Source organism: Neogemmobacter tilapiae (assembly GCF_014652215.1).
GTDB classification, from domain to species: Bacteria; Pseudomonadota; Alphaproteobacteria; order Rhodobacterales; family Rhodobacteraceae; genus Neogemmobacter; species Neogemmobacter tilapiae.
Map to the genome: position 1 here is coordinate 334786 of NZ_BMYJ01000004.1, position 25530 is coordinate 360315.

27 protein-coding genes and 1 tRNA gene are annotated in these 25530 nt (G+C 61.1%); 7 read left to right on the forward strand and 21 right to left on the reverse strand.

Going from position 1 to position 25530, the window contains the following annotated elements:
* Positions 1-20: 20 nt before the first annotated feature.
* The 4 genes from IE095_RS08555 to IE095_RS08570 form a co-directional block, all read right to left on the reverse strand.
* Positions 21-1574: a phospholipase D family protein gene (locus IE095_RS08555; RefSeq protein WP_189411205.1), complete on the reverse strand. Its 1554-nt coding sequence runs from the start codon at positions 1572-1574 to the stop codon at positions 21-23.
* 92 nt (positions 1575-1666) lie between these two features.
* A complete protein-coding gene (locus IE095_RS08560) occupies positions 1667-3427 on the reverse strand; it encodes a sensor histidine kinase (RefSeq protein ID WP_189411206.1) in 1761 nt (586 codons plus the stop codon).
* A 6-nt stretch (positions 3428-3433) separates the two neighbouring features.
* Complete coding sequence (locus IE095_RS08565; protein ID WP_189411207.1) at positions 3434-3997, reverse strand: RNA polymerase sigma factor; 564 nt, start codon at positions 3995-3997, stop codon at positions 3434-3436.
* Positions 3994-4125, reverse strand: a complete 132-nt coding sequence (locus IE095_RS08570; protein ID WP_189411208.1) for a NepR family anti-sigma factor — start codon at positions 4123-4125, stop codon at positions 3994-3996. The genes IE095_RS08565 and IE095_RS08570 overlap by 4 nt, the downstream gene beginning before the upstream one ends.
* Positions 4126-4255: 130 nt before the next feature.
* Between IE095_RS08570 and IE095_RS08575 the strand changes: the two genes are divergently transcribed.
* Positions 4256-5065 carry a response regulator gene (locus tag IE095_RS08575; RefSeq protein WP_189411209.1) on the forward strand — a complete coding sequence of 270 codons (810 nt, stop codon included), beginning with the start codon at positions 4256-4258 and terminating at the stop codon, positions 5063-5065.
* 106 nt (positions 5066-5171) lie between these two features.
* Positions 5172-5672: a hypothetical protein gene (locus IE095_RS08580; protein ID WP_189411210.1), complete on the forward strand. Its 501-nt coding sequence runs from the start codon at positions 5172-5174 to the stop codon at positions 5670-5672.
* A gap of 89 nt (positions 5673-5761) precedes the next feature.
* On the opposite strand, the gene IE095_RS08585 is transcribed toward IE095_RS08580, so the two are convergent.
* From IE095_RS08585 to IE095_RS08625, 9 genes are all read right to left on the reverse strand, one after another.
* A tRNA-Glu gene (locus IE095_RS08585) sits at positions 5762-5836 on the reverse strand.
* Positions 5837-5905: 69 nt separating this feature from the next.
* Positions 5906-7648 (reverse strand): single-stranded-DNA-specific exonuclease RecJ, encoded by a 1743-nt coding sequence (gene recJ / locus IE095_RS08590; RefSeq protein ID WP_189411211.1) that lies wholly within the window; start codon positions 7646-7648, stop codon positions 5906-5908.
* A gap of 156 nt (positions 7649-7804) precedes the next feature.
* Positions 7805-8770: a class II fructose-bisphosphatase gene (glpX, locus tag IE095_RS08595; RefSeq protein ID WP_189411212.1), complete on the reverse strand. Its 966-nt coding sequence runs from the start codon at positions 8768-8770 to the stop codon at positions 7805-7807.
* A 72-nt stretch (positions 8771-8842) separates the two neighbouring features.
* Entirely contained in the window at positions 8843-10141 is a 1299-nt protein-coding gene (locus tag IE095_RS08600; RefSeq protein ID WP_189411213.1) for a homoserine dehydrogenase, read from the reverse strand.
* 66 nt (positions 10142-10207) lie between these two features.
* Positions 10208-10378, reverse strand: coding sequence for a hypothetical protein (locus tag IE095_RS08605; protein ID WP_189411214.1), 171 nt, complete (start codon positions 10376-10378; stop codon positions 10208-10210).
* Positions 10378-11289, reverse strand: coding sequence for a pirin family protein (locus IE095_RS08610; protein ID WP_189411215.1), 912 nt, complete (start codon positions 11287-11289; stop codon positions 10378-10380). The genes IE095_RS08605 and IE095_RS08610 overlap by 1 nt, the downstream gene beginning before the upstream one ends.
* Before the next feature lie 96 nt (positions 11290-11385).
* Positions 11386-11988: a TadE/TadG family type IV pilus assembly protein gene (locus tag IE095_RS08615; protein WP_189411216.1), complete on the reverse strand. Its 603-nt coding sequence runs from the start codon at positions 11986-11988 to the stop codon at positions 11386-11388.
* A gap of 13 nt (positions 11989-12001) precedes the next feature.
* Positions 12002-12550 carry a TadE/TadG family type IV pilus assembly protein gene (locus IE095_RS08620; protein WP_189411217.1) on the reverse strand — a complete coding sequence of 183 codons (549 nt, stop codon included), beginning with the start codon at positions 12548-12550 and terminating at the stop codon, positions 12002-12004.
* On the reverse strand, positions 12547-14391 hold the full coding sequence (locus IE095_RS08625; protein WP_229804660.1) for a TadE/TadG family type IV pilus assembly protein: 1845 nt from the start codon (positions 14389-14391) through the stop codon (positions 12547-12549). Before IE095_RS08625 ends, IE095_RS08620 begins: the two co-directional genes overlap by 4 nt.
* Before the next feature lie 335 nt (positions 14392-14726).
* On the opposite strand from IE095_RS08625, the gene IE095_RS08630 reads away from it, so the two are divergent.
* On the forward strand, positions 14727-16160 hold the full coding sequence (locus IE095_RS08630) for a Glu/Leu/Phe/Val family dehydrogenase (RefSeq protein ID WP_189411262.1): 1434 nt from the start codon (positions 14727-14729) through the stop codon (positions 16158-16160).
* A 29-nt stretch (positions 16161-16189) separates the two neighbouring features.
* On the opposite strand, the gene IE095_RS08635 is transcribed toward IE095_RS08630, so the two are convergent.
* The 3 genes from IE095_RS08635 to IE095_RS08645 all read right to left on the reverse strand — a co-directional run bounded on the left by IE095_RS08635 (position 16190) and on the right by IE095_RS08645 (position 18919).
* Positions 16190-16618 (reverse strand): VOC family protein, encoded by a 429-nt coding sequence (locus IE095_RS08635; RefSeq protein ID WP_189411219.1) that lies wholly within the window; start codon positions 16616-16618, stop codon positions 16190-16192.
* Positions 16619-16649: 31 nt separating this feature from the next.
* Positions 16650-17954, reverse strand: a complete 1305-nt coding sequence (locus IE095_RS08640; protein WP_229804651.1) for a tetratricopeptide repeat protein — start codon at positions 17952-17954, stop codon at positions 16650-16652.
* Between the two features lie 110 nt (positions 17955-18064).
* Positions 18065-18919: a hypothetical protein gene (locus tag IE095_RS08645; RefSeq protein WP_189411221.1), complete on the reverse strand. Its 855-nt coding sequence runs from the start codon at positions 18917-18919 to the stop codon at positions 18065-18067.
* Between the two features lie 212 nt (positions 18920-19131).
* On the opposite strand from IE095_RS08645, the gene thyX reads away from it, so the two are divergent.
* The 3 genes from thyX to IE095_RS08660 all read left to right on the forward strand — a co-directional run bounded on the left by thyX (position 19132) and on the right by IE095_RS08660 (position 20579).
* Positions 19132-20037: an FAD-dependent thymidylate synthase gene (gene thyX, locus IE095_RS08650; RefSeq protein WP_189411222.1), complete on the forward strand. Its 906-nt coding sequence runs from the start codon at positions 19132-19134 to the stop codon at positions 20035-20037.
* A gap of 63 nt (positions 20038-20100) precedes the next feature.
* On the forward strand, positions 20101-20283 hold the full coding sequence (locus IE095_RS08655; RefSeq protein ID WP_189411223.1) for a hypothetical protein: 183 nt from the start codon (positions 20101-20103) through the stop codon (positions 20281-20283).
* Positions 20280-20579 (forward strand): type II toxin-antitoxin system RelE/ParE family toxin, encoded by a 300-nt coding sequence (locus tag IE095_RS08660; RefSeq protein WP_189411224.1) that lies wholly within the window; start codon positions 20280-20282, stop codon positions 20577-20579. The genes IE095_RS08655 and IE095_RS08660 overlap by 4 nt, the downstream gene beginning before the upstream one ends.
* On the opposite strand, the gene IE095_RS08665 is transcribed toward IE095_RS08660, so the two are convergent.
* The 3 genes from IE095_RS08665 to IE095_RS08675 form a co-directional block, all read right to left on the reverse strand.
* Entirely contained in the window at positions 20576-22459 is a 1884-nt protein-coding gene (locus IE095_RS08665) for an AMP-binding protein (protein WP_189411225.1), read from the reverse strand. The genes IE095_RS08660 and IE095_RS08665 overlap by 4 nt on opposite strands.
* A 78-nt stretch (positions 22460-22537) precedes the next feature.
* Positions 22538-22888, reverse strand: coding sequence for a diacylglycerol kinase (locus IE095_RS08670; protein WP_189411226.1), 351 nt, complete (start codon positions 22886-22888; stop codon positions 22538-22540).
* 40 nt (positions 22889-22928) lie between these two features.
* Positions 22929-23639, reverse strand: coding sequence for a M48 family metallopeptidase (locus IE095_RS08675; protein WP_189411263.1), 711 nt, complete (start codon positions 23637-23639; stop codon positions 22929-22931).
* A gap of 115 nt (positions 23640-23754) precedes the next feature.
* Here IE095_RS08675 and IE095_RS08680 point away from each other — a divergent pair, with 115 nt between their 5' ends.
* Positions 23755-24000, forward strand: a complete 246-nt coding sequence (locus IE095_RS08680) for a DUF8831 family protein (RefSeq protein WP_189411227.1) — start codon at positions 23755-23757, stop codon at positions 23998-24000.
* On the opposite strand, the gene IE095_RS08685 is transcribed toward IE095_RS08680, so the two are convergent.
* Both IE095_RS08685 and IE095_RS08690 read right to left on the reverse strand, forming a co-directional pair.
* Entirely contained in the window at positions 23997-24440 is a 444-nt protein-coding gene (locus IE095_RS08685; protein WP_189411228.1) for an META domain-containing protein, read from the reverse strand. The two genes, IE095_RS08680 and IE095_RS08685, sit on opposite strands and share 4 nt — an antisense overlap.
* Before the next feature lie 157 nt (positions 24441-24597).
* Positions 24598-25431, reverse strand: coding sequence for a glycoside hydrolase family 16 protein (locus IE095_RS08690; protein WP_189411229.1), 834 nt, complete (start codon positions 25429-25431; stop codon positions 24598-24600).
* Between the last annotated feature and the right edge of the window lie 99 nt (positions 25432-25530).

Consider the following 25530-nt stretch of genomic DNA (forward strand, 5'->3'; position numbering starts at 1 on the left):
TTGCAGTGGCCTTTTGTTGTTCAGCACATTTCTTCGGGAATGCCGGGCAGCATCTGGCCGAATTTCTCGGCGATGCGGATGTCATAGGGCAGGATGAATCCGCGCCGTTGTTCGGCCGGTTTGCGGGCATTCGACAGCGCCAGTTGCGCCCAAGCCTGCTGGGCGGTTTCCAGTTTGAAATAGGCCTCGCCCGCGTCTTTCGGCAGCCAATGGCCCAGGATGCGGCGGTGCAAATCAGCGACCTCGGCCGCCTTGTTCAGAAAGACCCCTGCCTCGGTATCCCAACGAAGCGAACGACCGTTCATATTGGCGGATGAGACGATGGCAGAACGGCCATCAAAGATGGAAACCTTGGCGTGGATATAGACCAAGGGGGCGCCCAGCATCTGGGCGCGACCCTTTTCCAGCGTGCGGCGCGGTTGTGCGGCCCCGCCGACAAACAGGCGGGGGCCAAAGCCCTTTTGCAGGATGCGCAGGGCACGGGCCTGAAGATATTCGCCATAGCGGTCATCCAGACCCCGCGCCTTTTCAAAGGCCACCTCTTCCGGGGCGGCGGGCAGGGTCAGGATCATCGTCAGCCGCGGATTGCGGATCGCCGCAGCGGCCAGATAATGCGCATAGTCGGTGTCGCGGAAATATTGGCTTTCGACATAAATCAGCCGTTCGGCCCGTGCCGTCAGCGCCTCATGCGCGGTTGCGATTTCCTGCAAGACGGGGCGCGGGCCGAAGAAGGGCAGTTGCAGCCGTCTTTGCCGCGACAGAGTGCGCAGGAAACGGCGTTGGCGGGGCGGCGGGGTCTGGCCCGCCGTTACCGCAAGAAAGCTTTCTAGATGCGCCTGCGCTTCGGCCACCACGGGGCCTTCGCTGATCAACTGCACGTCATGCCAAGTGTCGCTGCCGGGGCGTTTGTGATCGGGCGTGTCATAGCGGCGCTCGTCCAGATCCAGCCCGCCGATGTAAAGACGGGCACGGTCAAAGACCGCCAGTTTCTGATGATGCACGCCGGGGTAAAGTCGGGGCAATTGCGCCCAGCGGGGGCGCAGCGTGCCGTCGGCGCGTTCTGTCAGCGCCTTGCGGGCCAAGGGCATGTCGCGCAGCGCGTTGGCGCGCAGGGCGGGTTCTTTGGCGTTCAACCCTTTGGCCAGACAATGCACCTTGTGCATCGCCAAGGGCCAGACCGCCAGACGCGGCAAAAGGCCGGTTTCGGAAGGGTGCAGCGCCACCTTCATATCCAACTTCGCCGCCGGCCCCGCCATTTCGGCGGCTGACCAGAACATGCGGGCGGAACGCCAGGAATTGCGGTGCAGGTCGGGCCGGACGATGGGATCAAAATCGGAAATGACCATATGCACGGCCACGCCGCGCCGCAGGGTATGGACCATCAGGTCGAACCACGTTTGCCCCACGCGCCGCCCTTCGGTGGAGCGGAGTTCGGTTGTCAGATCAAAGACCAGAAAACTCGCCCAGATCTCTTGCCGGGCCGAGAGGAAAAGCTGTTCCAGCGCCGGATAAGCCTCGGCGGCGGTGAGAAGAATGCGTGTGGGCGCGTGGGGCTGAAAGGCGGAAAAGGGCATGGGCAGACCGATACATAATCAACTGGTTCGGTCGCGAACGCCCCATTCGCGCCAACGGTTCCCATTTTGCCCGGGCTGGAACGGGTTTGTGATCATAAAGTCGCAGTGTCCGTCTGGCGGATGTGGAAAGCCATCTGGAAAATGTCTTCGCCATCTTGGGTTTCATGACTGACCTGGCCCTGCAATTGCTGGGTAAATCCGTGGATCAGTTGCGCCCCGATGCGGGCCCCCGCCTGTCCGCCGCGGGCCAACCCTTGCCCCGGATCATGCGCCGGGGTGATCATGCGCAGCACGGCGCGGTTGTCGATGCAACGCCGCAGTTCGACGGTGGCCTGCGCCTGTCCATCGTCTTGACCGCGCCGCTGTTCGGACAGGCCCGACAGCAATTCGGCCAGCAACAGGGACAAGGGGACGGCCTGATCGGGGCCAAGGCGGATCGGGTCGATGTCGGTCTTGATCTGCAATTGCCGACCGGCCTGAGTGGCGACGGTCATCATCTGCGTCGCCACGCGGGTCAGCAGTTGGTCCATCTGCACCTCGGCCTGATCGGCGGTCTGGTAAAGGCCAAGGTGAACGGTCGCCAGCGACATGACTCGGTCATGCAGGCTGGCCAGCATTTCCTGAACCTCTTCGGACGGGCTTTGCCGCATGTGCATGCGAATGATCGAGGCGATGAGTTGCAGGCTATTGCCGGTGCGGTGGTGAACCTCACGCAGAAGCATCTGTTTTTGGCGCAGCAGATTTTCCAGCTCGGCCTCGTCCCGCAGGATGATGTCGATCATGTCCTGATAGGCGCGGCCCAATTGGCTGATTTCCTGCGGGGCCTGTTGCAGCGACAGATCCTGTGGAATGCGGTTGCCGCCGGCGAAATCGGTCATGGCGCGACCAAGGCGGCTGATGTGACGGACGACAAGGCGGTCCGCAGCAAGAAGCGCCACGAGCATGCCCGACAGCCACATGAGGACCGGCATCAGATAGGCGGACAGGGCGATGTCGTTGACATAGGCCTGCTGGTCGGTGCGCCAACTGCCCATGAGGAACAGGCCATCAGCCAGGGGAATGACGGAATAGTTGCGTCGGTAGTTGCTGTTTGACACGGCGGTAAAGGTGATGGGCGCGGCTGCGATCATCTCTTCCGGGCTGCGGTCCGAAGGCAGGCGGCGCGGCACCTCATTGAAGTCGCTGGTGGAGGCCAAAAGCGTGCCGCTGGAGTCAAAAGTGGCGAGGATGATCGGATCATCCCGAGAGACGGTCGGGGCCGGTTGCAACGCGGCCAGATCATGGTGGGGAATGGAGATCGAGACGACGCCGACCTTTGTGCCCGCCGCGTCGCGCACCGGATGCACCATACCCAAGATAGAGGTGCCCGAGATGGGGCCTGCGCGGTTGACCAGAAAGCTGGGGCCGTCGGGGCCGATCAGCCGGTCAAACAGGAGATGATTGGTGAAATCATAGGCCGTGCCGTTGGAGGAACAGGTCATCAGCCCGGTGACGGGAATGTAGGCGACCAAGGAATATTCGGGATGGGCCGCCTGAATGTCGGCCATCCGGTCGCGGCAGGCCAGCGTATCCTTGGCCAAGCCGTTCATCGTAAGGGCGAGCGTTTCAGCGGTCGCCTCGGCCCGACGGATCATCTGGATCAGCGGTTCCGCCGCTTGCAAGGTCTGGCCCCGCAGGGCGAGTTCGCTGCGGGCGTCCACCTCTGTCTGCATGGCTTGTGTCTGCACAAAGGACAAAGCACCCAAGGGCAGCATGGCCGCTGCGACCAAAAGCGCCAGCCGACGCCCCAAACGACCGGCCCCTTTGTGGGGCCGATCCGCTGTGGGGTCGGAACTGTCCTTGCTGTCTTGCATGAAGGGTTACGCGGCTGCCGAAATGGAGCGGCTGATCACGGCCGAGGTTCCACCGTCGCGCCCACCGAACATGCTTTCGCCTTCGGCCAAGCCCAAAAGTTCGGCCAGCCTTTTGCGGGCTCGGCTGGCGCGGCTTTTCACCGTGCCCACGGCCACGCCCATGGTTTCGGCCGCCTCTTCACAGGAAAAGCCCGAAGCCCCCACCAGAACCAGCACTTCCCGATGTTCGGGGGAAAGCTGGTCGAAGGCGCGTTCGAAATCATTCATCGCCAGCTTGCCGTCATGCGCGGGGGCGGTGACAAGCGTCTGGGCGTGGATGCCTTCGGGATCGGCCACTTCGCGCCGCGTCTTGCGCAGGGTGGAATAAAAAGTGTTCCGCAGGATGGTGAACAGCCAGGCCTGCATGTTCGTGGCCGGATCGAACTTATCCAAGTTCGACCAAGCCTTCAGCACCGTTTCCTGAACCAGATCGTCCGCCGCCGCGACGTTCCGCGTCAGGCTGATGGCAAAAGCGCGCAGGGGGCGCAGATGGTTGGCCAGATCGGCCCGCGGATCGGGATGGTCGGTCATTTGTCCACCGATTGCTGCTGATCCACCGCGCGCAATTGCGATAGCAAATCCTTGAAGCGGTCAGGCAGGTCTTCGGACAGCGAAGCCTCGTACACCCGTTTCAGATTCTCATCGATCTGGGCCCGCATCTGTGCCCGGGCCCTTGGGGGCTTGTTCTGCTCTGTCATTTCAATACCCGTCACTTTGTTGGGAACCAAACGCCACGCACCGCGTTAGGTTCCCCAGAAAATGCAAAAAACTTTCCCTTGGGAGAAGACCATGACTGCAACACCGACGATGGATCTGGCTGACAGCGTTGCGCGTCACCTGCCTTATCTGCGCCGTTACGCCCGGGCGCTGACCGGCAGCCAGTCCAGCGGCGACCGCTATGCTGTGGCCACGCTTGAAACCGTTCTGACCGATCCGTCGGTTCTGCGAAAGGCGCATGATCCGAAAGTGGGTCTGTTTCACGTCTTTCATTCCGTCTGGTCCAGTTCGGGCGCACCGGTGGAAGAGCCGGAAGACCGTGTCTCGGCAGCGGCCCAAGCCCATATGGCCCATCTGACGCCCAACACACGCGAAGCCCTGCTTTTGCACGCGATCGAGGGCTTTTCCCATGCGCAGATCGGTTCGATCATGCAGGTGGAAGAGGCCGAGGCCGGGCAGTTGGTCGATCTGGCGATCCGCGAGATGGAAAGTTCGGTGGCAGGCCGGGTGCTGGTGATCGAAGATGAGGCGATCATCGCGATGGACATCTCGGCCATCGTCGAAAGCATGGGCCATCAGGTGACGGGCGTGGCGCGGACTCGGGCCGAGGCGGTGGCGATGGCCAGCGCCGACCGGCCTGATCTGATTCTGGCGGATATCCAATTGGCCGACAATTCCTCGGGGATTGATGCGGTCAACGACATTCTGGCGCAGTTCGATGATCTGCCGGTGATCTTTATCACCGCCTTCCCCGAACGCCTGTTGACCGGGGATCGACCCGAACCGGCCTTTATGATCAACAAGCCCTATACCGAAGAACAGGTGCGTTCGGCGGTCAGCCAGGCGATGTTCTTTGCCTCGACCGAGACACTGCACGCCTGAGCTTTGCGCTAGGCCTACTGAAAGCGCGGGAACCGGATGCCGGTTTCCGCGTTTTCTTTTTGAAGCAGCGGGCAGCGCCTGCTGTGCAAAATCAAGGAGATCAGAAATGAATATCCAGAAAACGGGTCTTGCGGCCCTGATCGCGGCTGCCGGTTTCACAAGCTTTGTGCCGTCGATGGTGCTGGCCGAAGGCGTGCGCAAGATTGATGTGACGGTTGACTTGGCCGCCATCGAAAATGCCCAGGCGGCGGCCTATTGGGGCGCGCTGGAGGTGGATCTGGAAGCGGCCATTGCGGCGCGCGTGGCGGATCAGCTGTCGGAAGAGGGGGCCGATCTGAACATCGACATTACCGAGGTGGAACTGTCGAACGGGCTGCAAGAGGATCTGGGCATCGCCGATACGAAACTGGCGGCGAACGTGGTGCAGACGCACCCGACCGACAACAGCCTGTTCAAGAATTATGAGCTGATGGTCGATGTGAACGCCGCCAAAGCCTATCTGCCCGCGGGGGTGGATGTCGTGGTGCTGAAGGCCGACACGGCGGATTTCTACAAGGCGATGGTGGAAACCTTTGCCGATGCGGTGGCCGCACGGGTGAAAGAATAAACGCGAAAGGGGCAGCCAAGGCTGCCCCTTTTCACATCACCCAAAGGCCCGCGGAGCGCGGCATTCTTTGTAGAACTTCGGGGAAACTGTGGCAGCCCGTAGGGGAGTCGAACCCCTCTTCCCAGGTTGAAAACCTGGTGTCCTAACCGATAGACGAACGGGCCGCAGTCAGTGGAGCGGTGTCTAATTCCAGTGTGCCGGATGCGCAAGAGGGTATTTGCAGGTTTTTTGCATCAGGCGACAGATGCATCCTCCAGTCGCAGTTGCACGGTCGTTCGCCCGTTCCAGTGGTTCAACTCCAGCCGTCCCGCCAGATGAAAGCGCTGATGGCCCGCCTGCATCAGGGCTGGCCCCAAAGGCCCGTCAAAGGCGTTGAAAGCCACCGCCTCGATCCGGTTCGGCGCGGCATCGGGCAGGCTCAATTTCAGATGCTTTTCACCCATCTTGCGGGCATGCACTGCCTGATTGGCAAAGGCAAAGCGCGGGGCGGGGCTCGCCTGCCCGAAAGGCCCGGCCTTTTCCACCTGTTCGATCAGCGCCTGCGTGGCCCCTTGCGGCGCCAGCAAGGCATCGATCCGCAGGTCGCGCGGGGCTTCATCCGCGGCCCCCTGGCGTTCCAGCAGTTCGGAAAGCCGCGCCATCGCCGCCTCCAGATGTTCCCGCGCCACGGTCAGCCCCGCCGCCATCCGGTGGCCCCCGCCCTTTAGCAGCAAACCCTCGGCCGCCACCCGCTGAATCGCGGCCCCCAGATCGACACCGGGAATCGACCGGGCCGAGCCTTTGCCGATGCCATTTTCGAATCCGATCACGACCGAGGGCCGATGCACCGCCTCTTTCAGCCGGGCTGCCACGATGCCCACAACGCCCGGATGCCAACCCTCGGCCGCGGCCCAGGCCAAGGCCCCAATTCCCCGCGCTTCGGCCTGCGCCAAGGCCTCATCCCGCACGGCAGCCTCGATCGCGCGGCGTTCGTCGTTCAGGCGGTCCAACTCGGCGGCCAGCAGCATCGCCTTGGCCGCATCATCCGTCGCCAAAAGCTGCGCCCCCAGATCGGCCCGCCCGATGCGGCCGCCCGCATTCACTCTGGGCCCCAGAATAAAGCCCAAGGCATAGGTGCTGGGGGCTTGATCCATCCGCGCCAGATCGGCCAGGGCCTTTAGCCCCTCGCGCTCACGTCGGGCCATCACCTTCAGCCCTTGCCGGACAAAGGCCCGGTTCACCCCGGTCAACGGCGCCACATCCGCCACGGTCGCCAAGGCCACCAGATCCAGCATCGCCATCAGGTCCGGCCCCTGCTGCCCCTGCGCCTTGAGCCGCCGATTCGCCTCCACCAGCATCAGGAACACCACCCCCGCCGCGCACAGATGGCCCAGCGAACCATCCTCATCCTGCCGGTTTGGGTTCACCACGGCCAACGCCTCGGGCAGCGTCTCCCCCCCCAGGTGATGGTCCAACACCACCACATCGGCCCCTTGGGCTGCCGCAATCGGCCCATGCGACAGCGTCCCGCAGTCCACGCAAAGGATCAGATCATGCGCTGCGGCCAGTCCCTCCATCGCCGCCTCGTTCGGCCCATAGCCTTCGTCGATCCGGTCGGGGATATACAGCGTCGCCTGCCGCCCCATGGCGCGCAGCCAGCACAGCAGCAAGGCGGATGAGGCCCCCCCATCCACGTCATAATCGCCAAAGACGGCGATCCTTTCGCCCTTGGCCACGGCCGCCAGAAACCGTTCCGTCGCTTTCCCCATATCCCGCAAAACCATCGGATCCGGCAACAGATCCTTCAGCGTCGGTTCCAGAAACCCCGCCGCCTGATCTGGCCCGATGCCGCGCGAAACCAGCGTCTGGCAGACCGCCATCGGCAGGCGCGTCACCTGCATCATGCCCTCGGCCAGACGTTCTTCGGCCGGGTCCGGCCCCATCCAGCGGCGTCCGGTCAGCGAGGCTTCAACATTCAGGAATGCGCGATAGGTCATAGACAGCAACTGCCCCGCTTCCGTCAGCGAAGCAAGTCTTCCCTGCGCATTCATCTTGCCCAAAATACCTTAGGAGGGTGTGGGAGGACGGCTGTCCTCCCACCGCGCAGCGCAGCAGAGCCAAGAACTGGCTTGCGCCGAAGGCGCGCGATGGGATCAAGCCACCGGCGAGCGATAGCGCATCCGTCGCACAGAACCGGTTTTCGACCGCATCAGGATGGTCTCGGTTTCGACAAAGCCCGGCTCGCGCTTGATCCCCGGCAGCATGGAGCCTGAAGTCACGCCCGTTGCCGCAAAAATCACCTCGCCACGCACCAGATCGTCGCGTTCATAGATCCGGTCGAAATCAGTGATCCCCGCCCGCCGCGCCCGCGCCCGTTCATCGTCATTGCGGAACATCAGCCGCCCCTGCAACTGGCCGCCCATGCATTTCAGCGCCGCTGCGGCCAGCACGCCTTCGGGGGCACCGCCTTGGCCCATATACATGTCGATGCCGGTGATCCCCGGTTCAGCACAATGGATGATGCCCGCCACATCGCCATCGGTGATCAGCCGGATCGCCGCACCTGTGGCGCGGATTTCGGCAATCATCGCCTCGTGCCGGGGCCGTTCCAGCACGCAGACGGTGATGTCGGCTGCGGTGCCGCCCTTGGCCTTGGCCAGCGCCAGAACGCGTTCGGTGGCGCTCATCCCCAGATGCACCACCCCCGGCGCATAGCCCGGCCCGACCGCCAACTTGTCCATATACACATCCGGCGCATGCAGCAGGCTGCCGCGCGGAGCCATGGCGATGACAGTCAGGGCATTCGGCATGTCTTTTGCTGTCAGCGTCGTGCCTTCCAGCGGGTCCAGCGCGATATCGACCGAGGGGCCGTTGCCCGTGCCCACCTCTTCGCCGATGAAGAGCATCGGGGCCTCGTCGCGTTCCCCTTCGCCGATGACCACCACGCCCGCAATGTCCAGCAGGTTCAACTGCTCGCGCATGGCGTTGACGGCGGCCAGATCGGCGGCCTTTTCATCGCCCCGGCCTATCAGTCGCGCACTGGCCAAGGCCGCCGCCTCTGACACCCGTGCCAGCCCCAGCGACAAAAGCCGGTCCTGAAATTCTGCTGCATCCGCCATGTGATCCCTCCACTGTTGATCCGCCCCTAGCGAAGGGGCGTGACAGCGGCAAGACTGGTGGCGCTAACGGCGTCAGACTTCTTCGATGCGGATGGCGACAGGGTCACCGACAACCACGCCCGTGCCCGCAAACAGGCCCATGGCATGGGCGATATCCTGCCGCGTGGCCTTGTGCGTGACAATCAGCACGGGGGCGTGGTCATCCTGATGGCCATATTGGCGCATCCGGTCGATGGACACGCCCGCCTCACCCAGACAGGTGGCAATTTTCGCCAAAGCACCGGGCTTATCGACCAGCACCATCCGCATATACCATGGGGCAGGGGCCGCCGACTGGGCCGCCACAGGCGTGGCAAGGCTGGCGGCGGGCTGACCAAAGACCGGCAGGCGGAAGCCGCGGGCAATGTCGATCACATCGCCCATCACGGCGCTGGCTGTCGGGCCAGCCCCGGCGCCCGCCCCGCGCAGCACGATCTGGCCCACGGCATCGCCCTCGACTACAACCATATTGGTGCCGCCCTGCAACTGGCCCAGGGGGTGATCGGCGGGCACAAGGCAGGGGGTCATGCGCTGTTCCAGACCCCGACCCGTCATCTGCGCCACGCCCAGCAGCTTGATGCGGAAACCCATATCAGCGGCATGGCGGATATCGTCGATCGAGATGGCCCCGATGCCTTCCAGTTCCACCGCGTCAAAGCTGACCTGCGTGCCAAAGGCGATGGCGGCCAGCAGGGACAGCTTGTGGCCTGCGTCAATGCCGCCCACGTCTAGGTTCGGGTCGGCCTCAAGATAGCCCAACTGCCGGGCCTCTTCAAAGACCACGTCATAGGGCAGGCCCGCCGATTGCATCCGCGTCAGGATGTAATTGCAGGTGCCATTCATCACGCCCATGACGCGGCGGATCTGGTTGCCCGCAAGCCCTTCGGTCAGGGCCTTGATCACCGGGATACCGCCCGCGACGGCGGCTTCGAACCGGATAACCCGGCCTGCCGCTTCGGCGGCAAGGGCCAATGCATGGCCATGATGGGCGAGAAGCGCCTTGTTCGCCGTCACCACGTCTTTACCAGCGGCCAGCGCCGCCTCGGTCGCCGCTTTCGCGGGGCCGTCATGGCCACCCATCACCTCGACAAAAACATCCACATCCTCGCGTTTCGCCAGATCGACCGGGTCATTCTCCCACGCAAAACCCGAAAGATCCGCATCGCGGTTCTTGCCGCGGTCCCGCGCAGAAACGGCGGTGATCACAACCGGACGCCCCGCCCGCGCTGCGATCATGGCGCTGTGGCGCTGAATCATCTGAACCGTGCCAATCCCCACCGTGCCCAAACCGGCAATGCCCAGACGCAGCGGTTTCTTGGCGGGATCGGACATGGGGCAGGCTCCTTCGGAATTTGTCGGACAGACTGTTAGCCCGTTGCCCCGCCCGTTGCAACGCGCCTAAAGACCTGCCGCCCGTGCCCGCAAGGCGGCGGCCCGACTGGCCAAGGCCTCGGCGCTGGGCGGTGGCGGTGCTTCGACCCCCGCCAGAACGTCTTCGATCGGCAGAAGGGCGGGGCCGCTTTGCGCCCCGCACCCCGCCAAAGCCAGACAGATCAGCAGCAGCCGCATCAATGCGCCGGCCGTATGAAGGTGCCGTTCTTCAGATCGGCCATCGCTTGCCGGATTTCCGCATCGGTGTTCATCACAATCGGCCCGTGCCAAGCCACAGGCTCCTGTATAGGCGCGCCGGAAATCAGCAGAAAGCGAATCCCATCCGGCCCGGCCTGCACCGTCACCTCATCCCCCGTGCCGAATTTCACAAGCGTTCGGTTGCCCGACATGTCGCGGATGTTGACCTCTTCACCCCGCACTTCCTTTTCCAACAGTACACCTTGCGGATTGCTGGCGTCGCGGAAGGTGCCTTTGCCGTCAAAGATATAGGCAAAAGCCTTGCGATAGGTGTCCACCTTGAACGTCTTGCGGCGACCCGGCGGCACATAGATATCCAGATACTGCGGGTCGGCGGCAATGCCATCGACCGGACCCGTCTTGCCCCAGAAAGACCCGACGATGACCTTCACCACCGTTCCGTCATCATCCATGATCTCGGGGATATCCCGCCCCTTCACATCCTGATAACGCGGCGCGGTCATCTTCAGGCTGGCGGGCAGGTTCGCCCAAAGCTGGAACCCATGCATCTGACCCTTGGCATTGCCCAAGGGCATTTCTTGATGCAGGATCCCCGACCCTGCGGTCATCCACTGCACATCCCCGCCCTTCAGCACACCCCGGTTGCCCAGAGAATCGCCATGCTCCACCGAACCCGCCAGAACATAGGTGATGGTTTCGATGCCGCGATGCGGATGCCAAGGGAAGCCCTTGATGAAATCCTGCACGCGGTCGTTGCGGAAATCGTCAAACATCAGGAACGGGTCAAGCTCGTCCGGATTGCGAAAGCCAAAGGCCCGGTGCAACTGCACCCCAGCACCTTCGACGGCGGGCATGGCACGGGTTTCGGAAAGGACGGGACGGATCGACATGGCGGCCTCCTGTTTTGATAAGACCATCATGTGGGCAATCTGCGCCAACGGAAAAGGCCCGTTCGCGCAGATTGATTGTGAGAGGATGCACCGAGCCTAGTTGCAGGACGAAAGTGTAAAGTCACCATCGCGCGGCCGCTCGGACACGATTTCGTGGAAAACGTAAGAGTTGGTCATGGCCTGTGTCGACGTTCCACCAAAACCGCTGAAGTTCACCGCAAAGGGGGCCGAATAGCTCATACGGGTTTCCAGCAGAATATGCGTATCGCCATTCGCCATGATCGGCAGGGTGGTGTTCCGCATGGAGGCAAGATCGGCATTTGTCAAACCGCCGCCAAAGGCCGAGCCCCGACGACAAGACCACTGCACCTGATAAGCATCCGTCGGGGCTTGGAAATACTTATATTCGGTGATCCGAACGCTGACAGGGGTGTCGTTCAGGATCAGATAGTTCATCAGGCTGTGATAGCCCGTGATGTCGTCCGGACCCAGAGGCGTCGCTTTTTTTGTGCGCGAGATGATGTTGGAAATCGTATGCGTCGCCTTTTGAAACTGGTTCCGCACCCGGAAAGTGTCCCAGAAGGAATACATTGCAACGACTGTCCAGATCAGCAACGGCAGGATCAGCACAAATTCGACAAGAACCAAGCCCTTTTCGTCCCGAAGGAAACGCAGGACAGCCCTTTTCATGACTTCCATCTTGGCTGCCTTCCTAGCTAGGTTCGTTCACAAAGGCTGAAACCGAGGTCAGCCAATAGCGGCCTTGCGCATCATGCGGCAACATCCGGCCCAGATAGCCAAAGGTGTTTGCCACAATGATTTTCGCCTGGATACAGGCCCGCACGATAACGACTTCGTTCGGATCGGTTGGGTTCTTATACAGCTCTTCCGGTGGCTTGATCGGCACGGGCCGGTTCATACAGGGAATGCTTCCTGCCGGCATGATCCAAGTGTCCATGTCGACGGTTTCCATATTCACGACCAGTGTCGAGGTGCAGCTGGAAAACACCACCGCCCTTTCGCAGATCTTGGCTTTGACTTCGGCAAAGGTCGGGTTGGGCAGGATGTTCACGCGAATTTCGCGCATGGTGATATCCAACGCCCGCTCTAGCATCACGTTGCGGATCATCAACATGCCGGATTCAAAGGCCATGATGAACAAATACAGCATGAAGGGAACGACCAGCACGAATTCCACGCTGGCCGTTCCCCGTTCGTCGCGCAGAAACTGCGCGACTGGATTTTTGCTGGCCCGGATCATTGGGTCAGCCTCAGGTTGTTGATGGTCGAGCCAATGGTCGAGAAAGCCTCCGAGATCGTCATGCCACCCGGCTCAACCTTGAAGAAATAGGGTTCTGTCGGCTTAGTGGCACAGTTCTTGATCTGCGTTTCGCCAGCGGAGGGCGCATTGAAGGCGATGCCAAAGACGACGACGGGGTTCGAATTGGAGTCAAAAGCTGTCTTCGCCAAAGTGCAAGTCGCCTGAAGCTGAGCGTCCATTTGACCGACGGATTTCCACTCACCAACCATCTGTGTCCAACGAGCGTCGTTGTAAGTATTGCTGCGCGCCGCTGAATCGTTCCCGCCAAAGCCCCGAGCATACAGATGCCAAGCCACCCATTGTGGGGTCAGTTCGGCCCAGACTTCTGCCCAAGACAATTGCTTTGCCCCCGTCCCCGGCGACGTTCTCCATGCCTGCGAACGGATGGTTGTCGGGCTATTGGACCAAGACGATTGTAGGTGTGGCAAGAAGTACCACGGAACGTTCGCCGGCGACCAAGCTGCACCACCGGTCCTATTCCGCAAGTTGGTATTGCCATTAATTGCCGACCACTCGACGCGCAAGGCGTAGTTCCCGCTGCTATCTTTGTAGATAGGGGACATACCTGCGTTGAATGGTGATTTGATGCGACTGTGCGCCACGTGGGTACCGTCGGTCATCAGAACGATAACCTTTAGCGAGTCTTCCTTGTCGTAAGCAAAGGGACGGTCGGCGAACACTGAAGGGATGTCACCCGTTCCGACAAAGTAGTCGTAGATTGTTTCAGCGCTCGGGTCGATCAGCGCAACACCCCACTTCATGCCCAAGGTAATGGATGTATTGCCTGAAGCCCACAGCGAGTTGATCTTGTTGTTCAAAACCGTTGTATCGCTGGTCGGCATCATAACATAGCCTGCCGACGGCGGCTTTGTCGCCAATTCGCTGGTGTTGTAGGGGCCGCAAAAGAATTGGTCGTTGGTCAGGTCCGCCGACCGCTTTTCGTCCATGCCTGTATCGGAAATGCCGCTCAACGTGTCAGAACGGGCCATCCGGTACATCAAATCTGTTCGCGAAATGCCGCGCTGAGCGAAGGCCGCATCCGGCAAATCAAGGCAGTGAATGTCATTACGACCATGCGGCAAAGTTCCGCCATTCGGAACCGCCGCAGATGCATCAACTGTGTAGCGCGAAATCAGCTTCGGGCCCAAATTAACCTGTGCGTTGTAGGGAACGATGCCGATGCTAATGTGATCTTTGGAATCTGCCGTGATCATTTGAGCCACGAACTCTTTCGCGGCTTTGCGAAGGGCAGCAATCTTTGTCGATCCATTGCCATCCGTTTCACCCATCGAACCCGAAATATCGAGCACCAGCATGATTTCCAGATCGGTGATGTCCTGGCGGGCTTTAGACCCTGCATAGGCGGGCAAATCATCGACGCCAATCATTTTGGCCATGAAGAAAGGCACGTCCACACGCGCATTCGCCTCCACAATCCGACCATTGGCCGTTGCGGTCACCTTCACCTCTTTCAGCAGGGGAAGCATATCGGCCTTTTTCATGTAGTCCTTCACCACATCCTCGGGGTTCAGGGTCTGTGAAAGGCTGGCCGCGGCCAAGGCGGCACGGTCGAGCGTCTGGGCCAAGTCGACACGGACACGCTCATAGCGCATCATGTTCACGGCAAAGCCACCGATGATCAACATGCAGATCAAGAGCATCAGCCCGAAGATCAGCATCGCGCCGCTTTCGTCGCGCCGATAGTTGTGGACAAGCTGCCGCAAGCGGCCTTTTGTTTCCGATTTACTACCTACAAAACGGCACAGACTTTCGATGATCATGGTCACCACCCCCGCGGCGGAAAATGTTTTCAAAGCAGACGTACCCGGCGCCCGATGGCGCAGACTATTCCCCATCAATCAGATACCGCAAGCTTTGGGGCGGAAATATGGCGCTTTGGTCGTAAGTCGTGGAAAAACAGTGTAATTTTGCCGCTATTTGTCGATTTTGGCGATGAATGTTTCCGTAGCGGCAACGTTTGCAGGGCCAGTGTTGCGCGAATCGTGTCTGCCCCGCTTCTTCGAGTGCCCAAATATTACGCATCCTTCCGCAAAAACGGCTACACCAAAGGGTAACGATTCGCGTGCAATCTGCGACAAACAGGGAAGGAACGATGATGCAGGCCACAGGTGAACCCAGCTTCCGCCAATCCGTTGATCTGATGTTCGACAGGGCGGCGCGTTTGATGAACCTCTCCCCTGGGTTGGAGCAGAAGATCCGGGTCTGCAATTCGACCTATACCGTGCGTTTTGGAGTTCGGCTGCGGGGCAAGATCGAAACCTTCACCGGCTATCGGTCGGTGCATTCCGAACATATGGAACCGGTCAAGGGCGGCATCCGCTATGCCCTGTCGGTGAACCAAGATGAGGTGGAGGCGCTGGCCGCGCTGATGACCTATAAATGTGCGTTGGTGGAAACGCCGTTCGGCGGATCGAAAGGCGGTCTTTGCATTGACCCGCGACAGTGGGACGAGCACGAGCTGGAACAGATCACCCGCCGCTTTGCCTATGAGCTGATCAAGCGCGACCTGATCCATCCAGCGCAAAACGTGCCTGCCCCCGACATGGGCACGGGCGAACGCGAAATGGCCTGGATCGCCGACCAATACGCGCGGATGAACACGACCGACATCAATGCCAAAGCCTGCGTCACCGGCAAACCGCCGCATGCGGGGGGCATTCAGGGCAGGGTCGAGGCGACGGGCCGGGGGGTGCAATTCGCGCTGCGGGAATTTTTCCGGCATCCCGAAGACATGGCCAAGGCGGGGCTTTCAGGCAGCATCGCCGGTAAGCGGATCATCGTGCAGGGTTTGGGTAATGTGGGCTATCATGCCGCCAAATTCCTGTCTGAGGAGGATGGCGCAAAGATCGTCGGCATCATCGAACGGGATGGCGCGGTGCTGAATGACAATGGTCTGGATGTCGAGGCGTTGCGCCAGCATATGAATGCCAACAAGGGCAGCATTCTGGGCTTTACCGGCGGCAATCATCTGGCCGAAGGGGCCAAGGCGTTGGAAGGCGAATGCGACATCCTGATCCCGGCTGCGATGGAAGGGGTGATCCACAAGGGCAATGCGGCGGGCGTCAAGGCGCGGCTGATCATCGAGGCGGCGAATGGGCCGATCACCTTTGGCGCCGATGAAATCCTGCGGCAAAAGGGCGTGGTGATCATCCCCGACATGTTCGCCAATGCGGGCGGCGTCACCGTGTCTTATTTTGAATGGGTCAAGAACCTGTCGCATATTCGCTTTGGCCGCATGCAGCGCCGCGCGGAAGAGGCACGATCCGCCCTGATTGTGGAAGAGTTGGAGCGGCTTTCATCGGACAAGGGCCTCGGCTGGACGCTGGCCCCCGACTTCAAGCAGAAATTCCTGACGGGATCGGACGAATTGGCGCTGGTGCGGTCGGGGCTGGATGACACGATGCGCGGGGCCTACCGCGCCATGCGCGAGGTCTGGCACAGCCGGGGCGATGTGGAAGATCTGCGCGTCGCGGCCTATCTTGTGTCGATTGGCCGGGTCGCGCAGACCTATCAGTCAAAGGGTCTCTGAAAGAAAGGCCCCCAAAGGGGCCTTTCACCTTACCAATGGCCAGTGTTGCCCATGCTGGCCCAAGGCTCCATCGGGGCCAGCGAACCGTTCGCTTGCAGAATTTCGATGGAAACATTGTCAGGGCTGCGGACAAAGGCCATCCGCCCATCGCGCGGCGGACGGTTGATCACCACGCCATTCGCTTGCAGGAAGGCGCAGGTTTCATAGATATTGTCCACTTCATAGGCCAGATGGCCGAAATGGCGACTGTCCGAGGGCAGCCCATCATCGCCATCCCAGTTGTAGGTCAGTTCCACCGGGCATTCCGGCTGGCCAGGGGCGGCCATAAAGACCAGTGTGAAACGCCCGCCTTCGTTATCGATCCGCCGCGTTTCCTCCAGCCCCAGCAGCCGGTAAAACGCCATGGATTTTTCCAAGTCCAGCACGCGCACCATCGTGTGCAGATATTTTAGGGGCATGTCATCCTCGCAGGTTTCGGCCGTTTTGGCCCTAGAACCGCGACTCCCACCCGAAACCAACGCCAAGGTCAACCGTCTTGAACCGATTCACGTTCGACCAGGTTTTCCCCGCCGAGATGGTAAAGTTCGGCGTAAAACCCATCACCTGCGCCTCGGGCAGGCCCAGCGTCAGTTGTCCATTCACACCATAATCTTTCCGCTCGCCAAAGCGTGTCCCCCCCAGATTGGCCACGTCAAAAATTTCGACATTCGCGCTGATGCCACCGCTGATCTCGAAAGCGCCCACCGGCTTGCCCAAGCTGTAGTTCAGGCTCAGTTCCGCCTCTTGGCTTTCGTTCGGTGCATTGTTGGATCGGGTATCGCTGATTGAAAGACCAACCGCCAAACCATCGCCCGACGGCAAGTCGAAGGCCAATTCGCCTTGCAGGCTGGGTGTCAAGTCCCGGATGTCGCTGTCGAAATAATCGACCTGCCGGATGTCCGCGCCCAAAGTCGCCGTCATCTTGTCGCCAAAACGCAGATAGCGGGTCACTTCGATCTGACTATAGGCCGTATAGGGTGAACCCGCCGACCAACTGTGCCCCAATCGACCCGAAAGGACATAAAGGCCGTTGCCCGAGGCGGGCCGCATGCTATGGGCCAGATAAATTTCGACCGCCTGATAGGAAAAGTCGCGGCCCCTAACCTTGATCTGCTCGCGATCGCCATCGGCGCTCATCACTTCGCGAAAGGCGTCTTCGGTCAGGAACGCGCTGCTGCCCAAACCGCGAACGCCCAGCATTGTTTGTGATTTGTCTGATCGGGCCACCCGATAGGCGACGTCCAACTGCCCACCAATTTCGATGCCAGAAATGGCTTGGGCCGAATCATCATAGCGCAGCTCGATGGGGATGCCGAACCACTCGCCCGATCCCCCGGTTTCGCTGCTGCCGCCGTTCACATTGCTGGATGGCGTGGCGCTAAACGCCAGATTGATACGCCATGGCGATTGGCTGCGAATGTTGCCGATGCTGTCCGCGATTTCGGCCAGTTCTTCGGGATGGGTCGCAAAATCGCTTGCCCGCCGCAACCACCACATGGCGACACCATAATTCTGCCGGTCATAAGCCACTTTGGCCAGCAATTTGGCCGCCTCTTGCCGCATGGCGGGATCGTTGCGGCTAACCTGATACAATTTCCAAGCTGAGGGCCGGGCCTGCACAGGGGCCCCGGCCAATACGGCGGCCCAGGCTTTCACATGCAGGGCCTGCATGTCATTTGGGTCGCGCTGCAACAACCCGTCAGCCAAGACCGTTGCACGATAAGAATCGCCCGCCTCAAGAAACTGAAGCGCCAAGGCCCTGGCTTCATCGATGGTAAGATCAACCCGTTGATCCGCAGGTTGCTCAGACAAAACTGGCCCCGGGAGAACCCCCAGGGCCAGAAAAAAGATGACCAGCAGGCCTCTCAATTGCAGGGCACGCCCTTCTTAATCTTCTTGCAGCCGATCACGATCACACCGTGTTCCTTGCCGTTGCCGCCGACACCCGGATCGAAATCCAGACCGACCGCAACATTCTTGGCGTTCTGACCGCCGAACAGACCAGCATAATCCCCAATCGCCGAGCCGGTTGGATCGGTGACTTTCCCGACAAAGCTGCCATCGGACTTAATCTTTGTGATCTCGAGCCCGATAAAACGGAAATCTTCCGTGGTGGTAAACGGTGCCGGACCGACAACGCGGCGGTTGTCCACGCCGCCGTTGATCGCGCCGTTCGTAAAGTCGGCGTTGATCCGGACCACGCCCACAACACGCACCGGAGACCTCGGATCAAGGTTCCCGCCATTGTTCGAAGCCGCGTTGATCAGGCCAACATAGCGCCCTTCATAGGTCGCCAGCCCCGAGGAAGGCTGCGAATAGCTGCCAGTCCGCTGGACAGATGCGCCGCCCACATGGTTCACGAATTGATAACCGTCCGCCACGATGCCTGCGGTGACGCCTTCCTTCTCTGAGAAATAGGCTGTCAGCCTCCGCTGCGTCTTTGATTCTTGAAGCGTAAAGGCCTTGTAGCCCGGCACGTCCAACTGCGATGCCCGACGGAAAGTTGCCTCAACCGACGAGGCGTCGAGCACATCAAAATTGACCGATAGTGAATTGGAGGCCGCATTGTAGCTGGCTTGGTTCACACCGCCCTTGATCGCCGAAGGCAACATGTTGCTCCCCGACGAGCCGCCGCCGCCATTCGAGCCCGGCGTGTCGCCCGAGCATGCGGCCAGCGAGGATACCATCGCCAGCACTGCAAATTGTTTCCACATGTCCATCTCTCCGCCATGGCCCTTGCGGCCTTATTCCGCGCAACTGTCGGTTATTTCGGCCATTCAAGTCAACCGTCTTTGGGAATTTTCCTTGCTCGTTGCAGGCTTGCGTCACAAGGTTCATGTGGACAACTTTTGCCGCCTGCTCTCTTCACCGCAGGGCTGACACCAGATAGAGTGGACAGAGTTCCCGCAGCCCCACAGGATAGATTCCCGCCATGACCGTGACCCCCGAACAACAGGCCGAAATCGATGCATTGCGGGCACAGGCGCAACCCACCTTGCGCGCCACCAGCCCGGGTATGGAGGCGCATTTGTACCGCGCCCATCCGGTGCTGGACCACGGCTTTATCCGGGTGGTGGACTATATGGGGGATGACAGTGCCATCGTGCAGGCGGCGCGGGTGTCTTACGGGGCGGGCACGAAACATGTGTCGAATGATGAGGGGCTGATCCGCTATCTGATGCGGCATTGGCATTCGACACCGTTCGAGATGTGCGAAGTGAAACTGCATGTGAAACTGCCGGTCTTTGTGGCGCGGCAGTGGATCCGGCACCGGACGGCGAATGTGAACGAATATTCGGGGCGTTATTCGATTCTGGACCGGGAGTTCTATATCCCGGCACCCGAACAACTGGCCGCGCAGTCGACGGTGAACAATCAGGGCCGGGGGGCGGTGTTGGAGGGGGCCGAGGCGGCACGGGTGCTGGATCTGCTGAAATCCGATGCGAACCGGGCCTATGACCACTACGAATCGATGCTGTCACAGGATGGGCAGCAGGGGCTGGCGCGGGAACTGGCGCGGATGAACCTGCCTGCGAACATCTATACGCAATGGTATTGGAAGGTGGACCTGCACAACCTGTTCCATTTCCTGCGCCTGCGGGCCGATGCCCATGCGCAATACGAAATCCGGGTCTATGCCGAAGCGATTGCCGCCTGCGTGAAGGACTGGGTGCCCTTGGCCTTTGCCGCGTTCGAGGATTACCGGATGGGCGGCGTGACGTTGTCGGGCAAGGCGATTGCGGTGCTAAAACGCCGTCTGGCGGGGGAAGTGGTGACGCAGGAAACCAGCGGGCTGAGCAAGGGCGAATGGCGGGAGTTTGAGGCGGTTTGGGGGTAGGGCCGGGGAAGCCCACCGCGGGATGGCGTTGAATTTCTCAATCTCTCGCGCTATCTTCGGCGCATGAACAAGCAAGCTCCCCTGAATGCCGTTGAAGAATGGACCGAGGCCGCTGCTGCGGTGGCCCCGTCTGTTGCGGGGTACGAGGCTTGGTTGCAGGCCGAACTGGTACAAGGCGAGGCTGACTTGGACGCAGGCAAGACGGTTGCGCTTGCGGATTTGCGCAAAGATCTCGGGTTGGAATGACCGGAACCTTGCCGGTCGTTTTCTCCGACCGCAGCCGTGATCGGCTTCGCGCCATTCAAGGTCACATTGCTTTTCACAACATTCGGGCCGCGGAACGGGTGATGGCGTGCATTCTGGCTGCCGCGGAAATGCTGGGGGATCACCCTGAATTGGGTATGCTTTGGCAAAACGGCCCAACGCGCGCCCTGTCGGTGCCGGGGCTGCCTTATCGGATCCACTATCGTGTGGTGCGCAACCAACGGATCGAAGTGATCACCGTCGCCCACAATCGGCAACTTCCGCCCAAGGCGCTTTAACCCAACCCCACCCCCTTCAATGCCGCCCTGATCTCTTCCAGCACGGCCGGGTCGTCAATCGTCGCGGGCATCTTGAAGTCCTGCCCATCCGCGATCTTGACCATGGTCGCCCGCAAGATCTTGCCCGACCGCGTTTTCGGCAGGCGGTCCACCACCAGCGCGCGTTTGAAATCGGCCACGGGGCCGATCTGGTCGCGGACCAACCCCACGCATTCACGTGCGATTTCCGCATGGTCACGGTTGCAGCCCTTGTTCAGGCAGACAAAGCCCAAAGGGGCCTGCCCCTTCAAAGCATCGCTGATACCGATCACCGCACATTCGGCCACGTCCTTGTGCGCGGCCAGAACCTCTTCGATGGCTCCGGTGGAAAGCCTGTGGCCCGCGACGTTGATCACATCATCGGTCCGGGCCATGATAAAGACATAGCCATCATCATCGACAAAGCCCGCATCGCCGGTCTCATAAAAGCCGGGGAAATGGGACAGATAGCCCTTTGCGAACCGATCCTCGGCATTCCAAAGCGTGGGCAGCGTGCCCGGGGGCAGTGGCAGGCGCAGGGCAATGGCCCCCAAGGTGCCGGGCGGAACCTCATACCCACCCTCATCCAGCACGCGGATGTCATAGCCGGGCATGGCCCGGGTGGGGCTGCCGACCTTGATCGCCAATTCCTCGATCCCCAAGGGGTTGGCGGCGATGGCATAGCCGGTTTCCGTTTGCCACCAATGGTCGATCACCGGCACATGCAGATGCCGCGTGGCCCAGTGGATCGTATCGGGATCGGCCCTTTCCCCCGCCAGAAACACGGCTTGCAAGGCGGTTAGGTCATAGTGGCCGGGCAAAAGCCCTTCGGGATCGTCCCGCTTGATGGCGCGCAGGGCGGTGGGGGCGGTAAAGAAGGTGCGCACCTTGTGTTCGCTGATCACCCGCCAGAAGGCCCCTGCATCCGGGGTGCCCACGGGTTTGCCTTCGTAAACGACGGTGGTGCAACCCGCGATCAGCGGGCCGTAACAGATGTAAGAATGGCCAACGACCCAACCGACATCAGACGCCGCCCAGAACACATCCCCCGGCCCGACATTGTAGATATGCCGCATCGTCCAATTCAGCGCGACCAGATGGCCGCCCGTGGGGCGAACCACGCCTTTCGGTGCGCCGGTGGTGCCCGAGGTGTAAAGGATATAGGCCGGATCAGTGCCGCGGACGGGGGTGCAGGGGGCGGGCTCGACCCCCCGCTGCGCCTCGTTCCATTCAACATCGCCGGGGCGCATGTCGCCGGGATGTTCCGGGCGGCGCAGGATGATCTGGAAATCGGGCTTGTGCTTGGCCTGAGACAGGGCATCGTCCAGCAGATGCTTGTAGGGCACGATCCGCGCGGGTTCGATTCCGCAGGTGGCGGCGATCACCGCTTTTGGTGTGCAATCGTCGATCCGAACCGCCAGTTCATGCGCCGCAAATCCACCGAACACCACCGAATGCACTGCCCCCAACCGCACCACGGCCAGCATCGCGACCAAAGCCTCGGGCACCATGGGCATGTAGATCACCACCCGGTCACCCTTGCCCACACCCCGCGCCGCCAAGGCCCCCGCCAGACGGGCCACGCGGTCTTGCAGATTGGCGTAGGTGATCTGTTCCTTGCGGCCCGTCACCGGGCTGTCATGGATGATTGCGACCCGATCGCCGTGACCCGCCAGAACATGCCGGTCGACGGCATTATGGCAGGTGTTCACCAATGCATCGGGAAACCATTCGTAAAGCGGTGCGCGGTCGGCCTGGAGCGCCTGACTGGGCGGTTTCACCCAATCAATTTCCCGCGCAGCGTTCAGCCAGAATTGCTCCGGCGCGGCCTGCCATTCGGCATAGACCTTGTTGTAGGACATGGTTTCCTCCCCCGTCTGCACAACGATTACGGGGGCGAATGCTGCGCGTGCAAGGCTGATTGCGCAACCAAGCCGAAACTAGCCGAGGAGCAGCGCCACCCAAGCCACAAGCCAGGCCAAAGCCGTCACCGCCACCGCCGCTGACCCGGCATCCTTGGCCCGCCCCGCGCGTGGATCATGCGCTTCGGAAACGAAATCCACCGTTTCCTCGATGGCGGTGTTCAAAAGCTCCACCACCAGAATCAGAATACCAAGCGCCAGGATCAAGGCGCGCTCACCGCCCGAAAGATCCATCAGGCAAGCCGCAAGCGCCGAGACGGCGTTCAGGCCCGCCCATTGCCGCAAAGATTTCTCTCGCGCCCAGGTTGCCCGCCATCCCTGCCAACTGTAGCGCGCGGTTTTGCCCCAGCGCTTGAAATCCTCGATCATGCCTCGCCCCCGTTTGGTCAAAGCCTAGCGTTGGGCTGGCCTATTGGCCAGCCTCCAGCCGCGCGACCGTTTTCTGCACCAAAGCGATCCTTTGGGCATTCGGTGGGTGGCTACCCAGAAAGCGGTCGCCCGGATCTGGTAGGCGATTGAAGAACTGCGCGCCGCGCACCGGATCATAGCCCGCGGCCCAAGCGATTTGCGTGCCCAAGGCATCGGCCTCCAGCTCAAAGTCTTTCGAGTAATTTCGCACCGCCAGAACCGCCCCTGCATCGCGGGCTTGGGCGATACCGGCCTCATCCGCGCCAGACATGCTGGCGAGGACGGCCCCCATCATGGCGCCGGCCATCGCGGATTGTTCCTGACGGGGAATGTGTCCCGCAATATGGTGGGCTGTCTCGTGCCCCATGACAAAGGCCAGTTCGTCGGCATTCCGTGCGTCGGCGATCAGGGCGAGGGTAAAGCCCACGATCGGCCGGCCGCTTTCGTCCAGCGTCTGAAAGGCGTTCGGGGGCAGGTCGGGGCGGGTGTCCACCACGATCTGGATATCGCAATTCACGCCGCGCGTCGTTTCGCGGCAAAGCTGTTCGGCGATGGGCTCGATCCGGTTCACGACCTGCACAAATTGGCGCTGAACGGCGGGCGAAGGCATGGGGCCTGTGGTGCGCGGGGTCTGTTCCGGGCCGGGCAATTCGGTTGTGGGCACACAGGCCGACAAAAGAACCGCCAAGCCAACGGAAAGGAATCGATACATCATGCGCTGCCTGCCTTTTTTCCCAATGATAGGCGGTTGCAGGCCGACCGAACAGGCCGATCACAGGGATTTCAGCGGGATTGCGCCGGGCCGTTTCCCCGCCTAACCTGAGCCCATGTTTACAATCGAACACGAATTCGACGCGACCGTGATCACCCTGATCGATGAGGGGGAGGAGGGGAGTGCGCTTCCCTTGCAGGAAGACATCACGATTCTGGCGTTCGAGGAATGTGTGACGCTGGAACAGGAGGATGAAACGGGTGAACCGGTCCGGATCACCCTGTCGCAGGCCCAGTTGCGCGATCTGGCGGCGGCCTTGAACCTGCCTGAGGGCAGCTATCGCATCGTGGGCAAGGATTAGCTGTCGGTCAGCCGTTCCAGCGTGATCTGTTGGCTGTCGGCGGTGGTCAGGTGTAGGGTCTGACCCTCGTTGGACAGGCTGTAGAGGGTCACGTTTTGCAGCAGGGCCTGCATCTGGTTGTCGAAGTCTTCGAGTTCCGCGTCGCAATGGGCGACGGGTTCCACCACGGGATCGAGGTCCAGCATCACGGGGTCGCCTTGGTAGGGGCCGGTCAGATCGTTGCACCAGCCGCGGGCCCGGAATTGGCCGTCTTCGTTCAGGGTCAGCATCAGGGGTTGCTCGGGCAGGGGCAGGCTGCCGATTTCAAGGAACCGCCACTCTCCCCCTTTCGCCGCCGGATCCACGAAAACCGCCCCGATCATCGGCGGGGGCAGGACGCAGGCGAGGGTGGCTTGGGCGGTGAAGGTCAGGGTGAAAACGGGGGCAAGGAGGCGGCGCATGGTCTGTCCTTTCTCGGTTGGTTTTCTTTGAAACGCAGACCACGGTTCGATCCTTGGCGATAGTCAGGAAAATATGACCCCCTTCTTGCTTTTCACGCGTGAAAAGCAAGCTAAATATATGAATAAAAAAGATATTTCAATTTCTCTAAAGAGTTTCTTAACCCTGTTTGTCCTTGCGCCGCAGCACCTCGACCCAGTCCACCACCATCCGCCAACGCACTGGCGCTTGCCCCACGCTGGGCACCAAGGAAGGGTCAAACGCCTCCACCCAGCCCGGCCCCGGAACCCAGGTGTTGAAATAAAGATGCATCGGCCTTTGCGGCGCATAGGCCCGCCCCTTGCGTTCGCCCAAAAGCTGCCGCTTGCCCTTTGGACTGACCTTGTACCAAGCCACCCGTTTCAGCGACCATTCGATTTCATAGACCGCAAACTCGCCCGCATCGCCCCGGTTGGGCGGGTTCAGCGCTGCATGGGTGCCGTAAAGCGGGCTGCCCACCACATTGTAAGTGTCGGCATTGTTGTTCCAATCGACCCAGGTGGTCAGCAGAACCTTGTCTTTCGTGCTGCCCGCCGTCTGGTTCGTCATCCATTCAAAGTCAATCTCGTTGGAGCGCAGGGTGCTGCCATCCATGAAGGAGGAATAAAGAAAGATGGAATGCACCAGTCCCGATTGATCATGCGGCATCGCAAGCCTTGTGCGAAAGATCAGCGTTTCGCCGGGCTGCGGCAGGAAGGTCCGCTTGGTGCGCATCACCTGTTGGGCAAAGGTTTCGGCGTCGTCCGGGTGCGGGTTGGTGACGGCCAGCACCGCCTTGCCGTTGCCGTTCTTTTCGCCTGCGCCGGTGAACTGGCCCGAGCCTTGGGCATGGCCCTCACCCTGCCAGACGGCGGCGTTCACCGGGCCGGAAGTGCCCGCAAAATCATCGCGGAAGATTTTGGTTTGGGCATGGAGGGGGGAGGCGAGGAGGAGGGCGACGATCAGGGCACGCATAGGGGGCCTTTGGATGGGTTTGGGGGCAAGAGTCGGGACGGGCCCCGACCTTGTGTGTTTGTTTTGTGTTAAGGTTTGCCCCTGCGCTGCGGTCCAACG